Origin of the sequence: Rossellomorea vietnamensis (assembly GCF_001305855.1) — a bacterium.
In the GTDB taxonomy this organism is placed as follows: Bacteria; Bacillota; Bacilli; order Bacillales; family Bacillaceae_B; genus Rossellomorea; species Rossellomorea vietnamensis_A.
On sequence record NZ_LIXZ01000012.1, the window covers coordinates 1 to 18,819 of the forward strand.

Sequence of the window (18,819 nt, forward strand, 5' to 3'; positions counted from 1 at the left end):
ATATTATTTTCTAGAATAAATGTATTGATCAATGATACAGACCAATCTTTTGTTTGATTTCTTTCATAAAAGGGATGATCTTCTCTCTTGCCTTCTCAGCACCATTCTGCATAATCTGATCCAATACCTCTCTGTCACTTAACAATTCGTTGTACCTGTCACGGGGTTCTTTTATAAACGAGTTCATCACTGAAAACAATTCTGCTTTCGCTTCGCCCCAGCCAATTCCGGATTGAAACCTCTTTCTCATTGTTTCGGTTTGTTCGGACGATGAGAATTCTTTATACAATGAGAAAATGGCAGATGAGCCGGGATCCTTTGGTTCTTCCGGAAGAGAGGAATCCGTTTTGATTTTATTGATTAGTTTTCGAAGCTTGTTTGGTTCCTCGAATAATGGGATTGTATTGTTATAACTTTTACTCATTTTTCGTCCATCAAGTCCCGGGAGGACAGATGTTTCTTCCTGTATGACATACTCGGGAAGAACAAATGTTTCACCATATTGTTTATTAAAATTTTCTGCTATATCCCTTGCAATTTCAACATGCTGTATTTGATCCTTTCCAACGGGAACCAATTCAGTTTGGAATAGGAGGATATCCGCTGCCATCAATATCGGGTAGGTGAATACACCCATATCGACCCCTGAATCCACTTCTCTGCCACCATTTTGATTATCTTCAACTATTGATTTATACGCATGGGCACGGTTCATTAATCCTTTCGGTGTAAAACAGGAAAGGATCCAGCTCAGTTCAAAGATTTCAGGTATATCAGATTGACGGTAAAAAATCGCGCGATCTGGATTCAACCCTAAAGCTAACCACGCTGCCGCCACCCCATAGGAAAGTTCTTTCATTTTAAGTGGATCGTGAATCTTTGTCAAACCATGATAATCCGCAACAAAATAAGCGGTATTATAAGATTGATTCTCTGCCAATCCCAATGCAGGTTTAATCGCCCCGATATAATTCCCTAAATGTATACGACCAGTTGGTTTGATACCAGTCAGAACTTGTTTTTTCATACCCATCATACCCTCCGTTGAAAATAATAAAAAACACAAAAAGGGCTTCCCATCCTCTAAAAAAGGACGGAAAACCCGTGGTGCCACCTTCATTCGCTTACACTTTAGTAAACGCACTCATCTGTACAGAAGTCGCCTTCGATACATCGTCCCTTTTATCGGTGAGACCTTCCGCCAAAACCTACTTTATTTCAGACTGGATGCTCAAAAGCCCATTCAACGATTTCAGCATACTGATTCTCACCAGCCATCAGCTCTCTTAAAAGTTTCAATCGTCTACTCTTCTTCTTCATCGCACTTAACCTTTTATATTGTTTCCACTATTTTAATGTATAGGTAAATAATGGTCAAGTGGGTGTAAACACATTTTATATTTCTTTAGACGAAAGAGGAAGGAAGAGCTTTATGCCTCTCTTATTAAAAGGAAGAAACTTCATATCCGCAATCAAATGACTCGCATATCCGATGACACATGCTTCAAATACGCCATCAATCATGATAGAGGACTCGAGATAACGAGCCACGATAGCATAATAGATCATTCCTAGTACGGAGTGGGTATAACTGCGATGGGACACGAATGAAGCAATAAGTATATAAATGCCCAGCAGCCATAACCATATTTCATTTAATTGCCAGCCACATGCTGTCACACCTATACCAGTAATCATCAGCATCCTTCTCTGGGTAATGAAGCTTGTGAGAAACATCATTCCTGCCCCATAACCAATCCCAAGCCACCGTTCTTTCCCACTGCCTTCCAGGTAGCTGTACACCATCATGAGAAATCCGATGATTTGTGCCACCGACCTGATCATCTTGGGGGAGAACGTAACTTTGTTACTAAGCTTTCCGTCAATATCCAAATCCGGCATGAGTCCGGATACCCCGCCAATTGCTACAAGTGACGCTGTCGTACCCGGCCCAGAACCAAATGAGTTCGCCACGATAAAACCTGTTGCTGCTCCAATTGCCATATGCGCTGTGCCGTTCAATATTAGCTCCTACTCTCTTTCACAGTATGTATCCAGATATTTATGATAGCCTTAATAATCCATTCTGGCTATGGGAAAGAGGCATTACTTTCTTACACTTTCCGTTCTATTCGATCAATGATTTCTAAAAGGTAGGACTTTGCATGGGGGACGAAATGGTGATAACCCACCTTATGGTTGACATAGTTCTTACCCCCTTCTTGGGTGACAACAAATCCTTCCAATTCGATTTCGGCTTTATCCTGTTGAATCAGTGATTTGAAATCAGCCAGGGTAGAACGGAAGATCCCTGCTACTTCCTCCGGCTGAAGCTGAATTTCCGCGTATGAGACCGGCTTCGTATAAAGGAAAACATTTGTATGCTCCCTGTCTATCATTTCTCCTTGAATGAGTTCCCCTTTTACAATTCCCAGATCCTCCAATTCCTCAAACTGGACGTTGATTCCCAGCTCTTCATGGACTTCCCTTACACCGTCTTCAATCTTTTCGTCGGACAAGATATGTCCGGCTGCCGTAATGTCCAAAAGGCCAGGAAAATCCTTCTTATTGTCACTTCTTAATTGAAAATAAATGAAGGTTTCCTTCAAATCGGCATTATAACCTGCAAACCAGCAGTGAAAGGTCTCGTGCCAATACCCTTTCGCGTGGATCTCCGAACGGCTCCTGACCCCTATTCTTTCACCGGATTCATTCAAAACGGCCAGCTTTTCCTCCTCCATCTGATCACTCCTGTCCTTATTCATCATTTCACTTTCTCCAAATAGTCTCTGATTTCTATCAGATCACCGACCACTACATCGGCTTCATGCAATTCATTTTCCTGTGAAAAATCAAACGCACATCCGATGGAAAGAAACTCATTCTCCTCGGCTCCTTTGAAGTCCGAGCGTCTGTCTCCGATCACAATCCCATGACTGAGATGATGATCCTCCTTCACTCTCCGTATTAACTCACCCTTATCCTCAGAGTCAATATCCACAATACTATAACAGGATGAGATCCATCGATCCAACGCATAATATTCCACGATTGTCTGCAGATAACGGGGATAGCCGTTACTTGCCACAAAAATCGGAAATCCCCTTTTGCATAAATAGGATAAGAGGTCCTCTGCATGGGGATAGAGTGCACCCATTCCACCCAAGAGGTTTTCAATCAATTTATCCTGAAATTCTTCATTCACTCTTTCATGTACATAAGTGGGATGTATGGGCAATAAAGTCCTCCACGCCTCCGTTAAGGGGACTCCCATTATTCCTCTATATGTTTCAAGAGGCGTATCCCCCTCCCACATTTCTTCGTCTCTAAGTATTTGGAAGGTATCATGAAGTGAAGCTTCAAGTATTCGGTCTGTCTGAAATAATGTACCATCCATATCAAAAATCATTGCTGCTTTCATCTGTATTCTCCTTTATTGCCATACGCACAGTCAGTATCCATGATGATTTGACTTTTCCCGGGGTTTAACAAAACCATATCTAATCATCCCAAATTTATGCCCCCTGATAAGCAAACAATCCATAAAAAGGATTAAATGGATTCACTATGCAGACGCATAAAAAAAGACACGTGAGACCTTCCTCTTGTGTCTTTTGCTTTTACAGTATTCTCCGTTTTCTAAGAAGCGTTCGGAAGGTAAAAAAGGACCGCCAACATCATGCCGATCACAGAGAAGATGACAATGGTGACTGCTATCGACCTGTGATTCTTTGAAACATGTTTCTTCTTGGACACATTAAAAAACGTAAATGCCATTAACGAAAGAACAAACAAAGCTATAAACAAGAGCTCGCTCATGGACAATCCCTTTCTTTAATAAGGTGTTTACATTTAAACTATATGAGAACACTTTACCATATTTTCTTATTCAACAAAAATTTTTAACATCAGTACACCTTGAATCGTAGACGCGACTAAAAATAATAATAAACCCAGCGCGGGGTAGTTTGTAAGGCTTTTTCCCAGAACGGCAGGTCATCAAAAGCTTCCATGGTAAGCTTTTCACTATCCTTCATATCCACTTCGATAAGGGATTCCAAGTGCCTCGCCACTTCTTCATCCCGAATGATGCAGTTGCTCTCATCATTTAAGTAAAAGCTGCGTGGATCCCAATTGGCTGTTCCCACGTCTGCCAATGCATGATCAACTACCATTACCTTCCCATGAAAAAATCCCTTCTGATAAAGATATATATTCACTCCCTCTTCTAAGAGGCTTTTTTCTATCCGGTAGCTGACAGGTTTGGTGAACCAGGCATCCGTATCATCGGGTAGAAGGATATTCACCTCGACCCCTCTCGTCACTGCTTCTTTCAATGCAGAGATAAGCTTATTATTTGGGATAAAGTATGGGGTCGTGATGGTCACACTCTTTTCTGCTTCATTAATCCAATCAATGGTTTTTTCAATGAGAGGATTTCCGGTTGAGAAGATGAAATGTACATCCCCTCCACTGCCGGCTGACGTGTATGGAGGAAGATCACTCTTTATATTCTCACCCTCATCCTCGATCCAATCTCTTTTGAACTGCTTATACACTTCCTTTCCCGAATCGCCTGCCAACCGAATATGATAATCCCTCCAGTAACCAAGCTTTGGATCTTTTCCCAGATACTCATCCCCCATGTTGAATCCTCCAATATAGGCAATGCTTTCGTCTATTGAAATAAGCCTGCGATGGTTGCGGTGGTGAAGGGAATAGAACGCATTCTTAAACATAATGGGTCTGCTTTTGACAATCTTTACGCCGGCCTTTTCCATCTTCTTGATGTATTTCTTATCGATGTCTGATCCAAGAAAATCTACAGATAAACGAACATCCACACCCATTTGAGCTTTTTTTATCAACAAATCAAAGAACTCCTGAGAGATCTCGTCATCCCGAATAATAAAAAAATGGATCCAAACATTGTGTTCAGCTGTCTCAATATCACTAAAAAGGTTTTCATAAAAGCTTTTTCCTGTATTAAAAATGTCAATGGAAGCATTGCTTGATAGGGTTTCTGTCATCGGGTGGGTTCTCGTATAGTTTTTCACCCCTTGTCTTACATCCCATTGCATGATGAGGAACAATACCACTGATAACCCGGTGATGACCATCATTGCTATTATCGCTTTTTTCAACACGAGAATCCCCCCTTTTCATGGTATCGTTAGCTTTTGTTTATGGGGAAGGACTATACATCCGCCGTGAAAGTTTAAAGATGAAGAGGCGTTAAATATCAATAAAAGAGCGTCAACACAATGTCGACGCTCTTACTTGATTATCTTATTGATTTTCAACAATGTATAGATATAGCGAGCCGTGACGAATAGAATACCACCTATGAACGATCCCAATGTATTCATCATCCAATCATCAATATCCGTTGCTCTACCTAAAGCCAAGTAGTATTGTGCAAACTCAATTCCAAATGAAAAAATCCCTCCAAGAAAAGTGACCATCAATATCAATTGTTTCGAATGTCTCATCCACCAGGCAAGAAAAAAAGTGAATGGAATAAACAATATAATATTGGCAAGGAGATTACGGATCGGTACATCCATATGATTACGGTACAATAAATTCAACTTTAAATTGGAGAAAGGATCGAAATTCACAGATCCCTCTGAAACGTTATCCAGGGGAGTCAATGTGATCAAACAGATGCCGCCAATCGAAATACACGTAAATAATACAGGAAGTAGGTTCAGCCACCTGCCCTTCCCCCTTTTTTTCTTCCAAAAGGAGATCGCAAAGATAAGGGTAACCGTCACAATAATCATAATCGGAAGAACCCAGCCAAATGCGCTCCATAATTCTTTCATAATTTCCTATCCTACTTTCTACTATGCTACATAATGAATTGCAGCAATTTGTACTTTATTTTGTTTTAATCAACCGAAATATACTTCGTTTCCCACTCATTCTAAATCAAGATAGCCAATCCATTTTCGTTTCCCTTCTATACGCAGCGTCAACCCTTCTTTATCAAGCTTTTCTAAAAAAGGAATACTATATTTTCTGGATAAGCCCAGTACTTCTTTCGCTTCACCTACCTGAAATGTATCATCCGTATGCTTCCTCAAGCGAATGATTGCGTCGTTAAACACCCCAATGGAATAGGCTTTCTTTTCGTCCAGGGGTACTATTTTCTTCTCCTGTACGAAAAAACGAGTGAAGTCCGAATGCCATTTCTCCGGTATTCCCACCTTTTCAAAATACTCTTCCATGTCTCTTACCTGTGTACCGTCCCTATCCAGTAAATCGAGAAGCTGCATGCACCGCTTCTCCCATGCAGGTGGCAGATGGGGTGTGAAGCCAATTAACTGAATGAGGTCATTTCCCCGGACCCCATTCCCCTGCTCCAACACATAATCTACCAGACTTCCAGGGTATTCATTAAAGTGTTGCTTTAATTCTGCACGATTGACTCCCTTCAATAAGGGGAAATTCTCATGAAACGTCAATAGGAAATGATTTATCGCATTTCTGCATTCTTTCACGATCTTACAATGGGTTATAGATGAATCAGAAAGTAGAATCCATTCCTGTTCCCCTAGTAATTCAGTCATACTTTCTTCTGAAAGGGATCCTTCCTTTATCAAACTTTCCCTCCGAAGGGATTTATATCGATCAAGTACTCTCAGCGCACGTTCACCTGGAGTTCCTTTAATCAGGGCGTTAAGGTAGTCAATCGTTTCAACTCCAAACCGGTAATTGCCTCCGTTCGGCTGAATAATCAACCCTCCACCGATGGTTTCAACCGGTGAGGGTCTCCTGACAATAAATCGGTCTCCACGTTTAACCATGAGGGATTCATCAAGGCGAATCTGGCATAGGATCTTATCGGTGTCTGTTCCTGCTTCCACTTTATTTCTGTCAAAGAACACAAGCTTCCCCATCACCTCAGACGTTCCTGTATGTATAATGACCCTCATTCTCTGCTTGATAGCATGTCGGGCATTATGTAGAACATATAGGCATACGTCAATTGTGTTTGTCATTAAAAGGTGAGGGGACGAGACAAGTACATTTCCCCGTTTAAGTGATTTATAGTCCACTCCGGGGAGGTTGACAGCAGCCCGTTGACCGGCATATCCCTTTTCTGCCTTATGGTGGTGAACTTGAATTTGTTTCGCTTTCGTATGTATCCCAAGTGGTAGAATGATCAGATCCTGACCAGTTTCCAGACATCCTTCATAAATCGTTCCTCTTACCACCGTTCCCTGCCCCTTCACAGTAAAGACCTGATCAACAGGTAATCGAAATTCCCCGGCTGTATTTCTTGAGGGCAGACTCTTCAAGGAAGAAATGATGGTGTCTTTAAGAGACGTCACTCCTTCGCCTGTTAAACCATCTGCCGTTAGAACGAGAGAGCCTTCAAATACGGTATCCTTCAATTCTTCGATGACTTCTTCCCGGGCGATCTCTATTAAATCTGCTTCGACTTTAGAAAATTTCGTCAAGACGACAATGCATTGACCTATTCCAAGAAGGGAAAGAATATCAAGATGCTCTTTCGTTTGGGGCATCACTCCTTCATCTGCGGCGATTGCCAATACAACAAGATCGATTCCCGCTACCCCTGCGATCATTTGACGAATGAAGCGTTCATGACCCGGCACATCCACTACAGAAATCTCAACCGTATCATCCTCATACAAAAGAGCGAATCCAGGTTCAATTGAGATACTCCGCTCCTTTTCTTCTTTAAGGCGATCGGTGTCAACCGACGTCAGAGCCTTTGTGAGAGTCGTTTTTCCATGATCGATATGTCCGGCCATCCCAATCGTGTAATGGTCCTTTCTCATCCTCTCACCACTTTCTATCTTTTCGTCTTGAATCTGAAGGCCAGTACTCCTGCCATGATGGCAAAACAGACGGCAAACACAACTCCCCTCCATACTTCCCCATCTGAAAAGGATTTCACTACCCATATGAATATGAATAATGTGATTAATATATCAACTATCAGCATTACCTTGGAATTTCGAATATCCGCTCACCTGCTATCCTATCATTTATCTGTAGATGCCTTTACATTATCATATTTCCTCTTAATGGCACCACACGGATGAAATTCTCGCCATGAAATGATCCTGCAAATTTTCATCTGAAAATTTTCATTCTGCCAGCTACTCAGCCCTTTTCATCATTATAATCGTTAGCAACCTAATAGTGGAATGGAAAATCAAAAAAAGAGAATCACGCATACTGTGATTCTCGTAGAGGAATTTATTCTGATCCTTCCTTAATTAGTGTTTCCACATCCTGAACGATTTCATCATATGGAACATCACTATTGCCACTATACGTTTTCACGACGGTGCCTTCCTGGTTCACCAGATAGAAACTGGTCCCATGAATCATCTGATCGGAATTGGGGTCGTCCGCTACGATTGAACGGAAGGAGTGTTCCGCAAGGTCCTTCACTTCATCGAATTTATAACCGGTCAATAGCTCCCATTTACTTGTGTCTGCTTCGAAGTTTGATATGTACTCTTTTAATGCGTCTGGTGTATCTGTTTCCGGATCGACACTGAAGGAAACGATTTTATAATCCTTTACCCCTTCTTCTTTTAACTTCTTTTGCAGCTTTGTCAAGTTGAAGGTCATTGGCGGGCAAACTGTTTCGCAACTGGTAAAGATGAAGTCGGCAATCCATACCTGTCCCTTTAAATCTTTTAAGCTGACTTGTTTATTATTCTGATTCGTATAGGAAAATTCCTTCACTTCATAATCCGTTTCTGCTTGAAAGTCACTGTTGCTGCAACCTGCAAGGAGTATCCCGATGATGGTCATCACCACAATGAATGTTTTGGTTTTTGACATCTTTATCTCCTCCGACTTTATCTGTCTCTCCCATTCTATGTTAGTAAAAAGAGGATGAAAAAACAATTCCTGTAGAGAAGATTCATTGTCTATTTTGTGAAACCTCTCTTCCTGAGCTTATTTCTTGTAGGACAGGCATCCAGCTTTATAGCTTTCATTCATCACGTTCCCTCATCTTCTTCTTTGAAAAGAGATAGTGCAGTGTGAATCCATGAACGACCATTATGGTAAGGAAGGCGAGGAAGTAATAGAATACACCAATTACCCCGTTTGAAATATCCTCGGTTATAAGCCACCATACAGACGCAAAGATAAGAAAAACAAATTGAAGTGCGACTCCTTCTAAAAATGGTTTCTTATACGAATTAAAATCCAATAATCTCTTCCAGCTCCAGGCAATTGCCACAACAGCAGATACTACTAATAACAATATATAAATGCTTATTTGCATTAGTGATGACTCCCCTATCTCCAAGACCTACCTTCATGTTATGCAATCTCTTTGGAAAAGGAAAGAGAAAACGGAAATTAATATGGTTATTTCCTTCCATCTTTCAATATTATCTGGTCTCTTTCAAATATCGATAGGCATTGAAATGTTTAATCTCGACTTTCACCTTTACTTGTTTTAGAGAAGAGTCTGATAGGTAAAATCTGTCTTCACTCTTTTCCAATTCATGATACTTGACTGGATGAAATCGATACCACCGTTCACCAACATCGAAAAGATCCATATTTTTTTCAATTCCGTTTTGATAAACTTTTTTTATTTTTTCTTCCAATGAATCCTGAAGTTTAGCATGTAATTCCTCAAAAGGAATGTCCTTTATTTTTTCTAACAATTCCGCTTCTACGTTTACTTCTAGAGAAAATTTCGGGAAATTAGCACCGTCTTCCTCGTATTTCATCTTTGGCTTACCGGCAGACAGTTTGAACGTGGACAGAATTTCTCCCCCTTCTTCTAGAGCATAGTCAAGGGTATTCCTCTTATTCTGCAGCCAGTCCACTGTCATCGAGTCAGTTGCGGATATCTCTCCTTTCAATGTTTCATCCTGAAAGACACTATATGCATCCAGATATAAAGAAGCAACCTCCTGATCTGCATACCATGAATGATGGTCGATTTTAATATTCGGAATCATGGCCGTCCCCATCGGTTCATAATATTCTCTTAAAAAATGCATTAAACTCGTTGAATCAATGTCATTTTGAATTCCTTCTGATTTCTCCTCGGTCAGGAGAACGGTATAAACGGGAGGGTAATCAAATAATCCCTTCGTACTGAATATCTCCTCTATGTCTGTGTCCGTCACTAACAGTTCGAGGCTCGGCCGTAAGGAACGGTTTCTGCCCACGTCCTGCAACACTTCTCTGAACTTATATTTCAAAAGGTTCCTGGACAAGACAAGTGTTTTCGTGTGACCAAAAAACAACGGTGGCCTCGATACTTTATACAGATTACTGACAGCCATATTCAGAGTCTTCCCTTTTGCCGAACCGACAAACGTTGGAATTGGATCCGTTGATCTGCTCCCTTCCTGCTTGGCAACATTGGCAAAGTTCAATCCCTGAATATAAGCCGTATATTCGTCTTTCGTCTCATCATAATCCAACCCAATGGCGACGATATAGGTTAAGTCCTGAATGTTTTTGGATCCTGTACATCCTGCTAGCGCCAGTATCGAGACTAAGATCATTAATTTAATTGTCTTGTTGTTCATTCGGACTCATCCCCTTCCTCGTCTTGTCATTTGGATTCGTCGATGAGGTTCTTTCCTTATAGAGCTGGATCGGAAGCCTGAAAAAGGATCGAATGGTTTCCTTCCACCCTATAGGAGCAGCCGTTCCTAGATATGGGGCACCGAAAGATGAAAGGGTGGATAAATAAATCACTGTCAGAATGAAGATCATGACGACACCGAACAAGCCAAAGAACGTACTTACCAGTAATACAATGAATCTCAGTACCGTCGTTCCATATTTCAGGGATTGATTGACCAGTGTAAAGGAAGATATATATGTAATGGCTCCAATGACCAGCATGGTGGGAGATGTCATTCCTGCCCTGATGGCCGCATCCCCTACTATCAATCCCCCTAACACCGAAACGGTTTGTCCGATCGCTCTCGGAAGACGGACACCCGCTTCATTGAAGAACTCGAATAAAAACAGAACAATAAACATTTCCACAGGAGCTGACAAAGGCAGTCCGAACCGGGACATCGAGATGGTTGCCACAAGTAGATAAGGGATTTGTTCTATGTTATAGGCGGAGAAAGCCACCCAAAGTCCTGGTAAGAATGCAGAAATTAAAATCCCCACCATCCTTATGATTCTTTCAAGCGACACATACACATAATTGATGCTTGCGTCTTCCGGCGACTTAATTTGCAACAATAAGTTGACCGGCGCTAAAGAAATAGTCGGGAAACCGTCTACAATCAGTGCAAACCTTCCCTGATTTAACGAGTCTACGATGAAATCGGGTCTGCCAGTGTAGTCAAAACTTGTGAATATCGAATAAGGATTATCATCAATAAGTGATTCAAGATGTTGATTCCCCGTCAGCACATCGATGTCAATCTTATTTAGCCTGCTGTATAATTCCTCCAGAACACTCTCATCGATGACATCATCCAGATACAAAATCGCTATGTCAGTATGAGACCTTGTCCCAATTTTATATTTTTCCACACAAAGGGAGGGGGTGAACAGTCTCCTTCTAATTAAAGAAATATTTGTATTCAAGTCTTCAACGAATCCGTCTTTAGGTCCCCGAATCGATGTCTCCAAAGCTGATTCTTCCGGCAATCTTTTCGGTAAATTCCCTGCATGAATGGATAAAACCCTTTCTTCAACAAAGAAAAGGATAAACCCTGAAAATAGAGCGGAAGCCAATTCTTCTATGGATTTCTGCGTGATTTCCTCTGCCTGAAACAAACTCATGATTTTTTCTGCAAAGGGTTCATGTGGGGCTTCTTTAACCTTTGGAAAAATAAATTGATCTAAATAATGCCGGTCCACCAGACTATCAAAATATACGATGTTCGTTTCCGTTCCATTAAAGAAATGGGCCTTTATCAATAGATCCTGACTGTGTGAGAATAATTCCTTCAATTCTTCCAGGGTTGCTCCTTTGGAATCCTTACTTGTTGTCTCTTCTTTAGTGGCTCTCTTCATTCAAGAACATCCTTTACTTAATTCGCTCTGTTTTTATTCGTGGTGAACCCATCTTTTTATTTTACTAATCGTAATATGATCGCTGAAACAATGATTTGTACACTGAAAAGGATGACCGTCAGTGGAAAAAATATATTAAACAAAAACAAATAAAAATCATATGTATCAGTTTTGAACAGGACCAGTCCAAAAAAGACAATGAAAATCGGTACCAATACCTTTAAAGAGATACGATATTGATCCTTCTTTTTAATGAGGAGTGCACCCAATAAGAACATAAACAGGCTGATTCTAATAAGTGCCCCACTCAGCCACTGATAGAGGGCAAAGAAATCAAGATGGGTGATGAATTCGCCTATGGAAAGAATCCTCCATTGCTCATACGCAGGGTATCTTAAGTTCGCCGATTCTACTGGTCCGAATTCCATAATGGATGCAGTAAGGGGACCGAACATCAGGCCCATAATAATCAATCCAAGAACGATTAAATGATGCATCTTCATTTTATCCTCACTAAATGGCTGTATCAGTACAATCAAATATACTTCCAGCAGCCCGCTCAATACATAGATCATCCCTTTTATTACAGGCTCATATCCATTGCTCATAATTGGAAATAATAAGCTTGGATCCTTTAAATTCGTATTCGTAATCGCAATGAAAAACCCGAAGATCATAACAAGGGGCAGCAATATCCCGCTAGCGATCGCCATATGTTTAATCCCGGCCCATGTGATAAGGAAACAAATGATTAAAATACCTCCCCATACAATGAAAGAAGGCACATCAGCCAGGAAATAAGCACTTAGCCATAGTATTAAATCAACAAAGGTTATGTATGCACTTGAGAATAAAAAAAGGCAGATGGGTAGAGAAAATAATAAGACGGCCCATCTAGGCCATTTTTGTTGAAGCAAATGAAAGAAGCCTTCCTTAGGGGAATGCTTGATGATGTAGTAGATTAAAAACGTCATGAGGAGAAGGATTGGATAGGCAGCAAGGATACTGATCCACCCATCCCGCCCTGCTGCCTGAAAGATACTCGGAATCAACATGACATGATTCAATAAGCCTGTTGAGAGGATTAACAGCAACAGTAACTGTCTCGGGATTAAGATTTTGCGGATACTTTTCATTTGAACTCTCCACTTGATTAGTCATTTTACCTCTATTTATGTCCCAGTTATCGTCATTAAAAACATTGTAGAATGATCTCCCGAAAAAATTTTATATAAAAAAGGTCAAGGATGATAATCCCTGACCTTTTAAATAAGTGATGTTGTCTTAAGCTAAAAACTGAAATTCCGTCCTGCTTCCGTTTTGTGATGAAATGACTTCCAGTCGTGCATCAATTCTTTCTTTCAGCTCCGGAACATGTGATATTAACCCTACTAAACGCCCGCTGCTTTGGATATCCATCAATGCTTCGATTGCCTGATCAAGTGATTCTGGATCGAGTGTCCCGAACCCTTCATCTATGAACATCGTTTCTAAGGATACCCCGCCAGCGTATTGCTGGACCACATCAGCAAGTCCGAGGGCTAAAGCCAAGGAGGCCTTGAAGCTTTCCCCTCCGGATAATGTTTTGACATGTCTTTCCTGACCTGTATATTGATCAAAGACCAGGAGTTCCAGCCCACTTTGTACATTTCCTTTGCTTCGGTCCGTTTTTCGGATCAACTGATACCTGCCTGAAGTCATTTTGATTAATCTCTCATTTGCGACTCCAAGGATATCTTCTAGGAAAGATGCCAGAACGTATCGTTCAAATGTGATCCTGTTCGCGTTCTGACCTCTTGCAACTTCTGCTAAATGTCCGACCGTTTGATATCTTGATTCTAAATCCCTGATCCCTTCATTTATGGCTGTCACCCTGGTGAGGATGAGTTCATTTTCCTTTCTATTCGTCATGACCCTGTTTAGATGGTCATTTACCATTTTCAATTCATCTGTAATCTTGATTATGTCTTCTTCGATCTTGTGCAGGTCCGGCCGCTCTTTATCTTTTAAGATTTGATCAATATCAGTTAGACGATCAGTAACTGAACGAAGATCCTCGCCGAACTTCTTCACTTTTTCTTGAAGGACCGTGACCTCCGCTTCAGACTTTTTCGCTTCCAGAAAGGCTTTATAATGGGAGAATCCCTGTTCTGTGAGAAGGGCAAGGAAAGCCTTTCTTTCAGCATTCATCTCTACATTCACATTCTCTATATGGTTCTCTTTATCTCTGACTTGAGACTCCTTTACACTGTTCTGGTTCATCAGCTCATAATACTGTTTTTGAGCCTGTTCAAAGGACGTCTTTAATTCTTTCAGTCTACGTTTCTCTTTCTGTAATACTTGTTCAAATTGAGTTTTTGTCCTGAGTTCAAGAGGAATGGATTCCTTTACCTTTTCCAGCGTCGTATTCTTAGTGTGAAAGAGAGTATTGAGTTCTTGGAGCATTTCTTGATTCTTCCCTCTAGCCCCTTCAAGTTCTTCAAGCTTTTCTCTTCCCTTTCTAATTTCTTCCCCCATGACTCTTACCTGTTCCACTTCTTTTTTCTTCGAAGCGATATCCGTCTTCAATGAGACGATTTCTTTCATCAACAACGAACGTGTCTCCCCGATTTCAACCTGATTAAAGTCACGTTTCTTTTCAATTATTTTCTTGCTGATATTCTCGATTTGCTCTTGGATACTTTGTATTTTCGTTTCTTCCTGGGCAATGACGAGGCTTAATTTTTTCTCTTCCGTTTCCAATTCCTGATGCTTAGCTTTGGCTACCTTAAGATCTTCCGCTGAAGGGATGGACTCTTCCTCTACGGCAGGGTTTGGATGATGTTCTGATCCGCAGACCGGACACGGAGCATTATCTGATAATCCTTTCGAGAGCAATGCTGCTTGAGCAGAATTCCATTTCCCCTCCAAAAATGCCAGCGTTTCAGAGGCATCCTGAAGACGATCCCCAAGTTGCCTATGACGATTATTTAATTGATCGCGCTGGTTATAGACACGTTGAAGATTTTGTTCCAAATGATCCATTTCATCTATCTGCTCCAGCAGGAAGAGTTTCTCATGTACGTTTTTTTCAAGTTGAAATACATTTTCCTGACCGCTTTCTCCTGCTTTGACACGTACTTCCCGTTCCTTTATTCCTTTTTGTAAAAATGAGACCTGCTCATTCTGTTTTGTTACAATATCCTGCTGTTTTTCGTACCTTTTTTTCAATTCATCCGTTTCGTTCATTAACGTATCTAACGAATCTATATCTTTTTCCATATTTTCCAGTTGAGTCACTCTTTTTGAAGCTTGGTCCCTGAGGTGTTCATTTTTTGTTTCTTCTTCAAAAATTTTCGTTGCTCTCATTAGCTTTTCAGAGATTGTATGTTTTTCTTCGGATAGTTTTGCTAATTGACTTTTCAGTTCATTGAGATTCCGATTAAGTTTGTGGCAATATTCATCTTGTTGGACCAAATGGGAAGCTCTCCTGGCCAAAACAATCTGGTGGTCGATCGATTCGATTTCAGGCTTTAATGCTAAAAGGGAGTCTTTTTGATTCTTAAGTTTTTCCTGAAGATCGTATTGATCAACCAGACTTTTAGCCTCTGCAAGATCCTTCTGAAGAGCATCCCGCTTCCCTTGAACGTCCTCATACTTTTGTCTGAGATTCTTCTCCTTCTTTTCCATTTCTTCAATCTGAGGGGATAGAAGGTGCAGAATGCGATGATCATTTAACGGATTTTCCAATAAAAGAGATTGAAGTTCTTCATTTTCTTCAAAATGGATTCTTACTAATTCCCTTGTCCGTTCTTCTATTGAAGATTCCACAGACCTTTTCAACTCGTCAGCCTCGGCTTTCAGTTTTTCCTGAATCATCTTGTAAAGCTCCGTATGAAACAGGCGTTGCAATATGAGTTCTTTATCTTTACTATCCGATGTAAGGAGTTTCCGAAACTCCCCCTGTGGAATCATAAGGATCTGTCTGAATTGATTGGCATCAAGTTGGATCAACTCTTTGATTTTCTCATCCACTTCTCTCACATTTGCCGCAAGAAGCTGTTCTTTCCCGTCTTCATCGTATACATATAATTCAGATCGGGCATTGATGGTAGTAAATCCCTCACCCCGTGCTTTCTTTTTTTCCTGCTGTGGTGAACGCCAAATGCGATACGTTCTCCCACGTAAACTGAATAAAAGATCTACTTCGGTACTATCATCATTATTCGCAAATTGGCTTCTTAATTCTGTCGGATTTCGGTCTTCTCCGCTGGCCTTCCCGTAGATCGCGTAGGAAATCCCATCGAAAATCGTTGTCTTTCCCGCCCCTGTTTTACCGGAAATCACGAACATAGTGCGGTTATCCAGCTCGCGGAAGTCAATGGTTTCTCTGCCGGCATACGGTCCAAACGCCTGCATTACTAGTTTAAGTGGTTTCATGCAGGATCAACCTCCCTTCTGGCGAGATCAATCACGTTCCGTACCACATCTTCCTTTTCACCAGTGAATTCACCCGTCGTCATGTCCTTGTAAAATTCTTTAAACAAGTCAAGTTCAGACCGTTTTTTATCCTCCAATACTTGAAACGAAGTTTTCTTCTTGGCATCGGTCAGATCTCTCTTTCGCTCAAGATGAAGTACGTTTGGATAGACTTGTCTCAGTTGATTGATCGGATCGATTAATGTCCCTTCATCATGAAGTGTAATTTTCAAATAGTCATTCACCTTCTGGGACTGATAAAAAGCCGGATCGAGCAACTCTTCCATATGCCCCTGCAGTTCCCTCATATCCTGTTTAGGCTGAAGTACCTTTTCCCTCAAATCAAAGGTCCCATTCTCCCCCATTTCAACAATGGTGACAGATTTCCTTTGGGCAGCTTCTGAAAAAGAATATTTCAACAGAGAACCTGAATACCTGATTGTGTCATGCCTAATGGCATCGGGGCTGTGAAGGTGACCGAGTGCAGTGTAATGGAATGGCTGGAACACGTCCGCCCCCACGCACCCGGATCCCCCAACTGAAAGAGTCCGCTCCGAATCTGTCGTTTTTCCTCCCAGTACAAATGCATGACCAACAAACACATGGGGTTCATCCGGGTTCATTTGTGCTTCGATTCTCTTTACGATGGCTTCCATTGCTGCATGATGACTATTGATCGAGTCATCTTCAAGTATTTGTCTGACTGTACCAGGTTCAGCGTAGGGAACGCAGTGAAAGTTTACTCCTTTTATATGGATCGGTGTAAAATCTGCCGTGACCTTCCCTTTTAAATAAAATTGACTATGCTTATACCATGAAGATCCAAATGAGAGCCTCTCTGCACTATCATGGTTGCCTGAAACGGCTACAATCGGTGTATCGAGCTCTACATTTATCCGGAATAATACTTCATCTAATAGCTCCACTGCTTCTGTAGGTGGCACAGATCGATCATAAAGATCGCCGGCAATGACGACAGCATCTGGTTCTTCCTCTTTCACAAGGTCTATGAATTCCTCCAATATGTATCGTTGTTCTTCTGTCATATATATGCCATGCACCAATTTACCCAGGTGCCAATCAGCGGTATGAATGAATTTCACTACGGTTTTCTCCTCTCTGGACATTCTTGTTTTCTAACTGAATTATATCAAACTCACAGGGTCTCCGTGTAAGGAAAACATTGATAGGGGCTCGGGCGCTGCTCTTTTGTCAGTCTCCATAAAAAATAGGACCACATAGAGCGGTCCCATTTCCATTATTCTTTGAGTTGCTGAGGCAGTGTTTGAATCGAAGTGATGACAGCATCAAGCTTTGTCTCGATTCGATAAAGAAGATACATCGTGACCACAATCGGAAACCCTACTTCAGAAACTAAGGAAATAATCGACTCCATCCTCTCCCTCCTCTCATCCTATATATAGGTAGTTTGAGAGAAAATGGGTACATAGACAGAAAAAAAAGCGAGTCCCTGACAAATCGGACTCGCTTTCCCTCATCTAAAAGTGGTCGTAATAGACCTATTTACTTTACTATTAACCGTTTAAATCGCTGATCAAGCTTGAACTTACCAGGCCAGCTTCATCAAGGATTTCTTTGATTTTATTTTCTGCATCGTTCAATTTTTCATCAGCTGCTGTGAAATCTGCTTCGCCTTCTTTAGCCAGTTCATCTGCTTTCATAGTATACGATTCTGCCAGTGTCGATTGGAAAGATTCCACTGCATCCTTTTGGTCTCCAAGACCATCGGGGATCTTCATTCCTTCTACTGCTTCTGCAGATGCTTTCGCTGATGTTTGAGCAGATTCTTTCAATGCTGCCAATTCATCTCCAGCAGGAGGCTCTTCACCCGCCATTGCTGCTTCATAACCATTTAGATCAATATCAACACCGTTTACGGTCGTTGTTAAATTCAGGTAGTAATCCATTAATTCTCCAGCCGTATCCGTGTTCTCTTCAGCACTTGACGCCTCATCCTTTTTCTCTTTATCAGAACCAGAGTCTGAACATCCTGCAAGTGCCAATGATAAACCAAGACCTAATACCCATACTTTTTTCATACTTGTTTCCCCTCTCTGTCTATATCTATATGTTCAAGTACAATAAGCAGCTCCAACAGGAAACGCTTACTTCGTCTACAATAAGCCGGCAAAAAGTATCTTATCATGGAGATAAACCTATGGTAAAGAAATATTTGCAGATTTCTACAAAGTTTAAATCTTGTAAATATTTCAAATAAACTGTTTTCAGTATCCTGAAGTCCGTTATATAACTAGGACGTTCGTATGAATCCACTTTCAAAACAATTGAACAAGTTTTCTTCCCGTGGTATAACTTATATATCCT

The 18,819-nt window shown here is 41.0% G+C and carries 17 protein-coding genes and 1 other annotated feature; all 17 genes read right to left on the reverse strand.

Annotated elements, in window-relative coordinates:
- Positions 1-28 precede the first annotated feature (28 nt).
- Entirely contained in the window at positions 29-1,027 is a 999-nt protein-coding gene (locus AM506_RS14670) for a tryptophan--tRNA ligase (protein ID WP_060673316.1), read from the reverse strand.
- 59 nt (positions 1,028-1,086) lie between these two features.
- Positions 1,087-1,329 (reverse strand) — a binding site (T-box leader).
- A 66-nt stretch (positions 1,330-1,395) separates the two neighbouring features.
- Positions 1,396-2,022, reverse strand: coding sequence for a metal-dependent hydrolase (locus tag AM506_RS14675; protein WP_060673243.1), 627 nt, complete (start codon positions 2,020-2,022; stop codon positions 1,396-1,398).
- A 92-nt stretch (positions 2,023-2,114) separates the two neighbouring features.
- On the reverse strand, positions 2,115-2,768 hold the full coding sequence (locus AM506_RS14680; protein ID WP_082386386.1) for an NUDIX hydrolase: 654 nt from the start codon (positions 2,766-2,768) through the stop codon (positions 2,115-2,117).
- Positions 2,765-3,421 (reverse strand): HAD family hydrolase, encoded by a 657-nt coding sequence (locus AM506_RS14685; protein WP_060673244.1) that lies wholly within the window; start codon positions 3,419-3,421, stop codon positions 2,765-2,767. The genes AM506_RS14680 and AM506_RS14685 overlap by 4 nt, the downstream gene beginning before the upstream one ends.
- A gap of 218 nt (positions 3,422-3,639) precedes the next feature.
- Positions 3,640-3,819 carry a hypothetical protein gene (locus tag AM506_RS14690; RefSeq protein ID WP_060673245.1) on the reverse strand — a complete coding sequence of 60 codons (180 nt, stop codon included), beginning with the start codon at positions 3,817-3,819 and terminating at the stop codon, positions 3,640-3,642.
- A 116-nt stretch (positions 3,820-3,935) separates the two neighbouring features.
- Positions 3,936-5,147: a cardiolipin synthase gene (gene cls, locus AM506_RS14695; RefSeq protein WP_060673246.1), complete on the reverse strand. Its 1,212-nt coding sequence runs from the start codon at positions 5,145-5,147 to the stop codon at positions 3,936-3,938.
- Positions 5,148-5,276: 129 nt separating this feature from the next.
- The gene (locus AM506_RS14700) at positions 5,277-5,828 is read right to left on the reverse strand and encodes a VanZ family protein (protein WP_060673247.1); all 552 of its coding nucleotides are present in this window, start codon (positions 5,826-5,828) and stop codon (positions 5,277-5,279) included.
- A gap of 96 nt (positions 5,829-5,924) precedes the next feature.
- Positions 5,925-7,814, reverse strand: coding sequence for a selenocysteine-specific translation elongation factor (gene selB, locus AM506_RS14705; RefSeq protein WP_060673248.1), 1,890 nt, complete (start codon positions 7,812-7,814; stop codon positions 5,925-5,927).
- Positions 7,815-8,238: 424 nt separating this feature from the next.
- Positions 8,239-8,835: an SCO family protein gene (locus AM506_RS14710; protein ID WP_060673249.1), complete on the reverse strand. Its 597-nt coding sequence runs from the start codon at positions 8,833-8,835 to the stop codon at positions 8,239-8,241.
- A gap of 154 nt (positions 8,836-8,989) precedes the next feature.
- On the reverse strand, positions 8,990-9,286 hold the full coding sequence (locus AM506_RS14715) for a hypothetical protein (RefSeq protein ID WP_060673250.1): 297 nt from the start codon (positions 9,284-9,286) through the stop codon (positions 8,990-8,992).
- Between the two features lie 109 nt (positions 9,287-9,395).
- The gene (locus AM506_RS14720) at positions 9,396-10,556 is read right to left on the reverse strand and encodes a Ger(x)C family spore germination protein (RefSeq protein WP_060673251.1); all 1,161 of its coding nucleotides are present in this window, start codon (positions 10,554-10,556) and stop codon (positions 9,396-9,398) included.
- Positions 10,537-12,015: a spore germination protein gene (locus AM506_RS14725; protein ID WP_060673252.1), complete on the reverse strand. Its 1,479-nt coding sequence runs from the start codon at positions 12,013-12,015 to the stop codon at positions 10,537-10,539. The genes AM506_RS14720 and AM506_RS14725 overlap by 20 nt, the downstream gene beginning before the upstream one ends.
- 56 nt (positions 12,016-12,071) lie before the next feature.
- Positions 12,072-13,151 carry an endospore germination permease gene (locus AM506_RS14730; protein WP_060673253.1) on the reverse strand — a complete coding sequence of 360 codons (1,080 nt, stop codon included), beginning with the start codon at positions 13,149-13,151 and terminating at the stop codon, positions 12,072-12,074.
- Between the two features lie 148 nt (positions 13,152-13,299).
- Complete coding sequence (locus AM506_RS14735) at positions 13,300-16,434, reverse strand: AAA family ATPase (protein ID WP_060673254.1); 3,135 nt, start codon at positions 16,432-16,434, stop codon at positions 13,300-13,302.
- The gene (locus AM506_RS14740) at positions 16,431-17,576 is read right to left on the reverse strand and encodes an exonuclease SbcCD subunit D (protein ID WP_060673255.1); all 1,146 of its coding nucleotides are present in this window, start codon (positions 17,574-17,576) and stop codon (positions 16,431-16,433) included. The genes AM506_RS14735 and AM506_RS14740 overlap by 4 nt, the downstream gene beginning before the upstream one ends.
- A 155-nt stretch (positions 17,577-17,731) precedes the next feature.
- The gene (locus tag AM506_RS14745) at positions 17,732-17,869 is read right to left on the reverse strand and encodes a YvrJ family protein (protein WP_060673256.1); all 138 of its coding nucleotides are present in this window, start codon (positions 17,867-17,869) and stop codon (positions 17,732-17,734) included.
- 139 nt (positions 17,870-18,008) lie between these two features.
- On the reverse strand, positions 18,009-18,533 hold the full coding sequence (locus tag AM506_RS14750; protein WP_060673257.1) for a hypothetical protein: 525 nt from the start codon (positions 18,531-18,533) through the stop codon (positions 18,009-18,011).
- Between the last annotated feature and the right edge of the window lie 286 nt (positions 18,534-18,819).

Coding starts and splice junctions, on each gene's coding strand:
- AM506_RS14725 (WP_060673252.1), bottom strand. CDS start 12,015: ATGAAGAGAGCCACTAAAGAAGAGACAACAAGTAAGGATTCCAAAGGA.
- AM506_RS14670 (WP_060673316.1), bottom strand. CDS start 1,027: ATGAAAAAACAAGTTCTGACTGGTATCAAACCAACTGGTCGTATACAT.
- AM506_RS14710 (WP_060673249.1), bottom strand. CDS start 8,835: ATGTCAAAAACCAAAACATTCATTGTGGTGATGACCATCATCGGGATA.
- AM506_RS14680 (WP_082386386.1), bottom strand. CDS start 2,768: ATGATGAATAAGGACAGGAGTGATCAGATGGAGGAGGAAAAGCTGGCC.
- AM506_RS14715 (WP_060673250.1), bottom strand. CDS start 9,286: ATGCAAATAAGCATTTATATATTGTTATTAGTAGTATCTGCTGTTGTG.
- AM506_RS14745 (WP_060673256.1), bottom strand. CDS start 17,869: ATGGAGTCGATTATTTCCTTAGTTTCTGAAGTAGGGTTTCCGATTGTG.
- AM506_RS14730 (WP_060673253.1), bottom strand. CDS start 13,151: ATGAAAAGTATCCGCAAAATCTTAATCCCGAGACAGTTACTGTTGCTG.
- AM506_RS14750 (WP_060673257.1), bottom strand. CDS start 18,533: ATGAAAAAAGTATGGGTATTAGGTCTTGGTTTATCATTGGCACTTGCA.
- AM506_RS14690 (WP_060673245.1), bottom strand. CDS start 3,819: ATGAGCGAGCTCTTGTTTATAGCTTTGTTTGTTCTTTCGTTAATGGCA.
- AM506_RS14735 (WP_060673254.1), bottom strand. CDS start 16,434: ATGAAACCACTTAAACTAGTAATGCAGGCGTTTGGACCGTATGCCGGC.
- AM506_RS14685 (WP_060673244.1), bottom strand. CDS start 3,421: ATGAAAGCAGCAATGATTTTTGATATGGATGGTACATTATTTCAGACA.
- AM506_RS14720 (WP_060673251.1), bottom strand. CDS start 10,556: ATGAACAACAAGACAATTAAATTAATGATCTTAGTCTCGATACTGGCG.
- selB (WP_060673248.1), bottom strand. CDS start 7,814: ATGAGAAAGGACCATTACACGATTGGGATGGCCGGACATATCGATCAT.
- AM506_RS14700 (WP_060673247.1), bottom strand. CDS start 5,828: ATGAAAGAATTATGGAGCGCATTTGGCTGGGTTCTTCCGATTATGATT.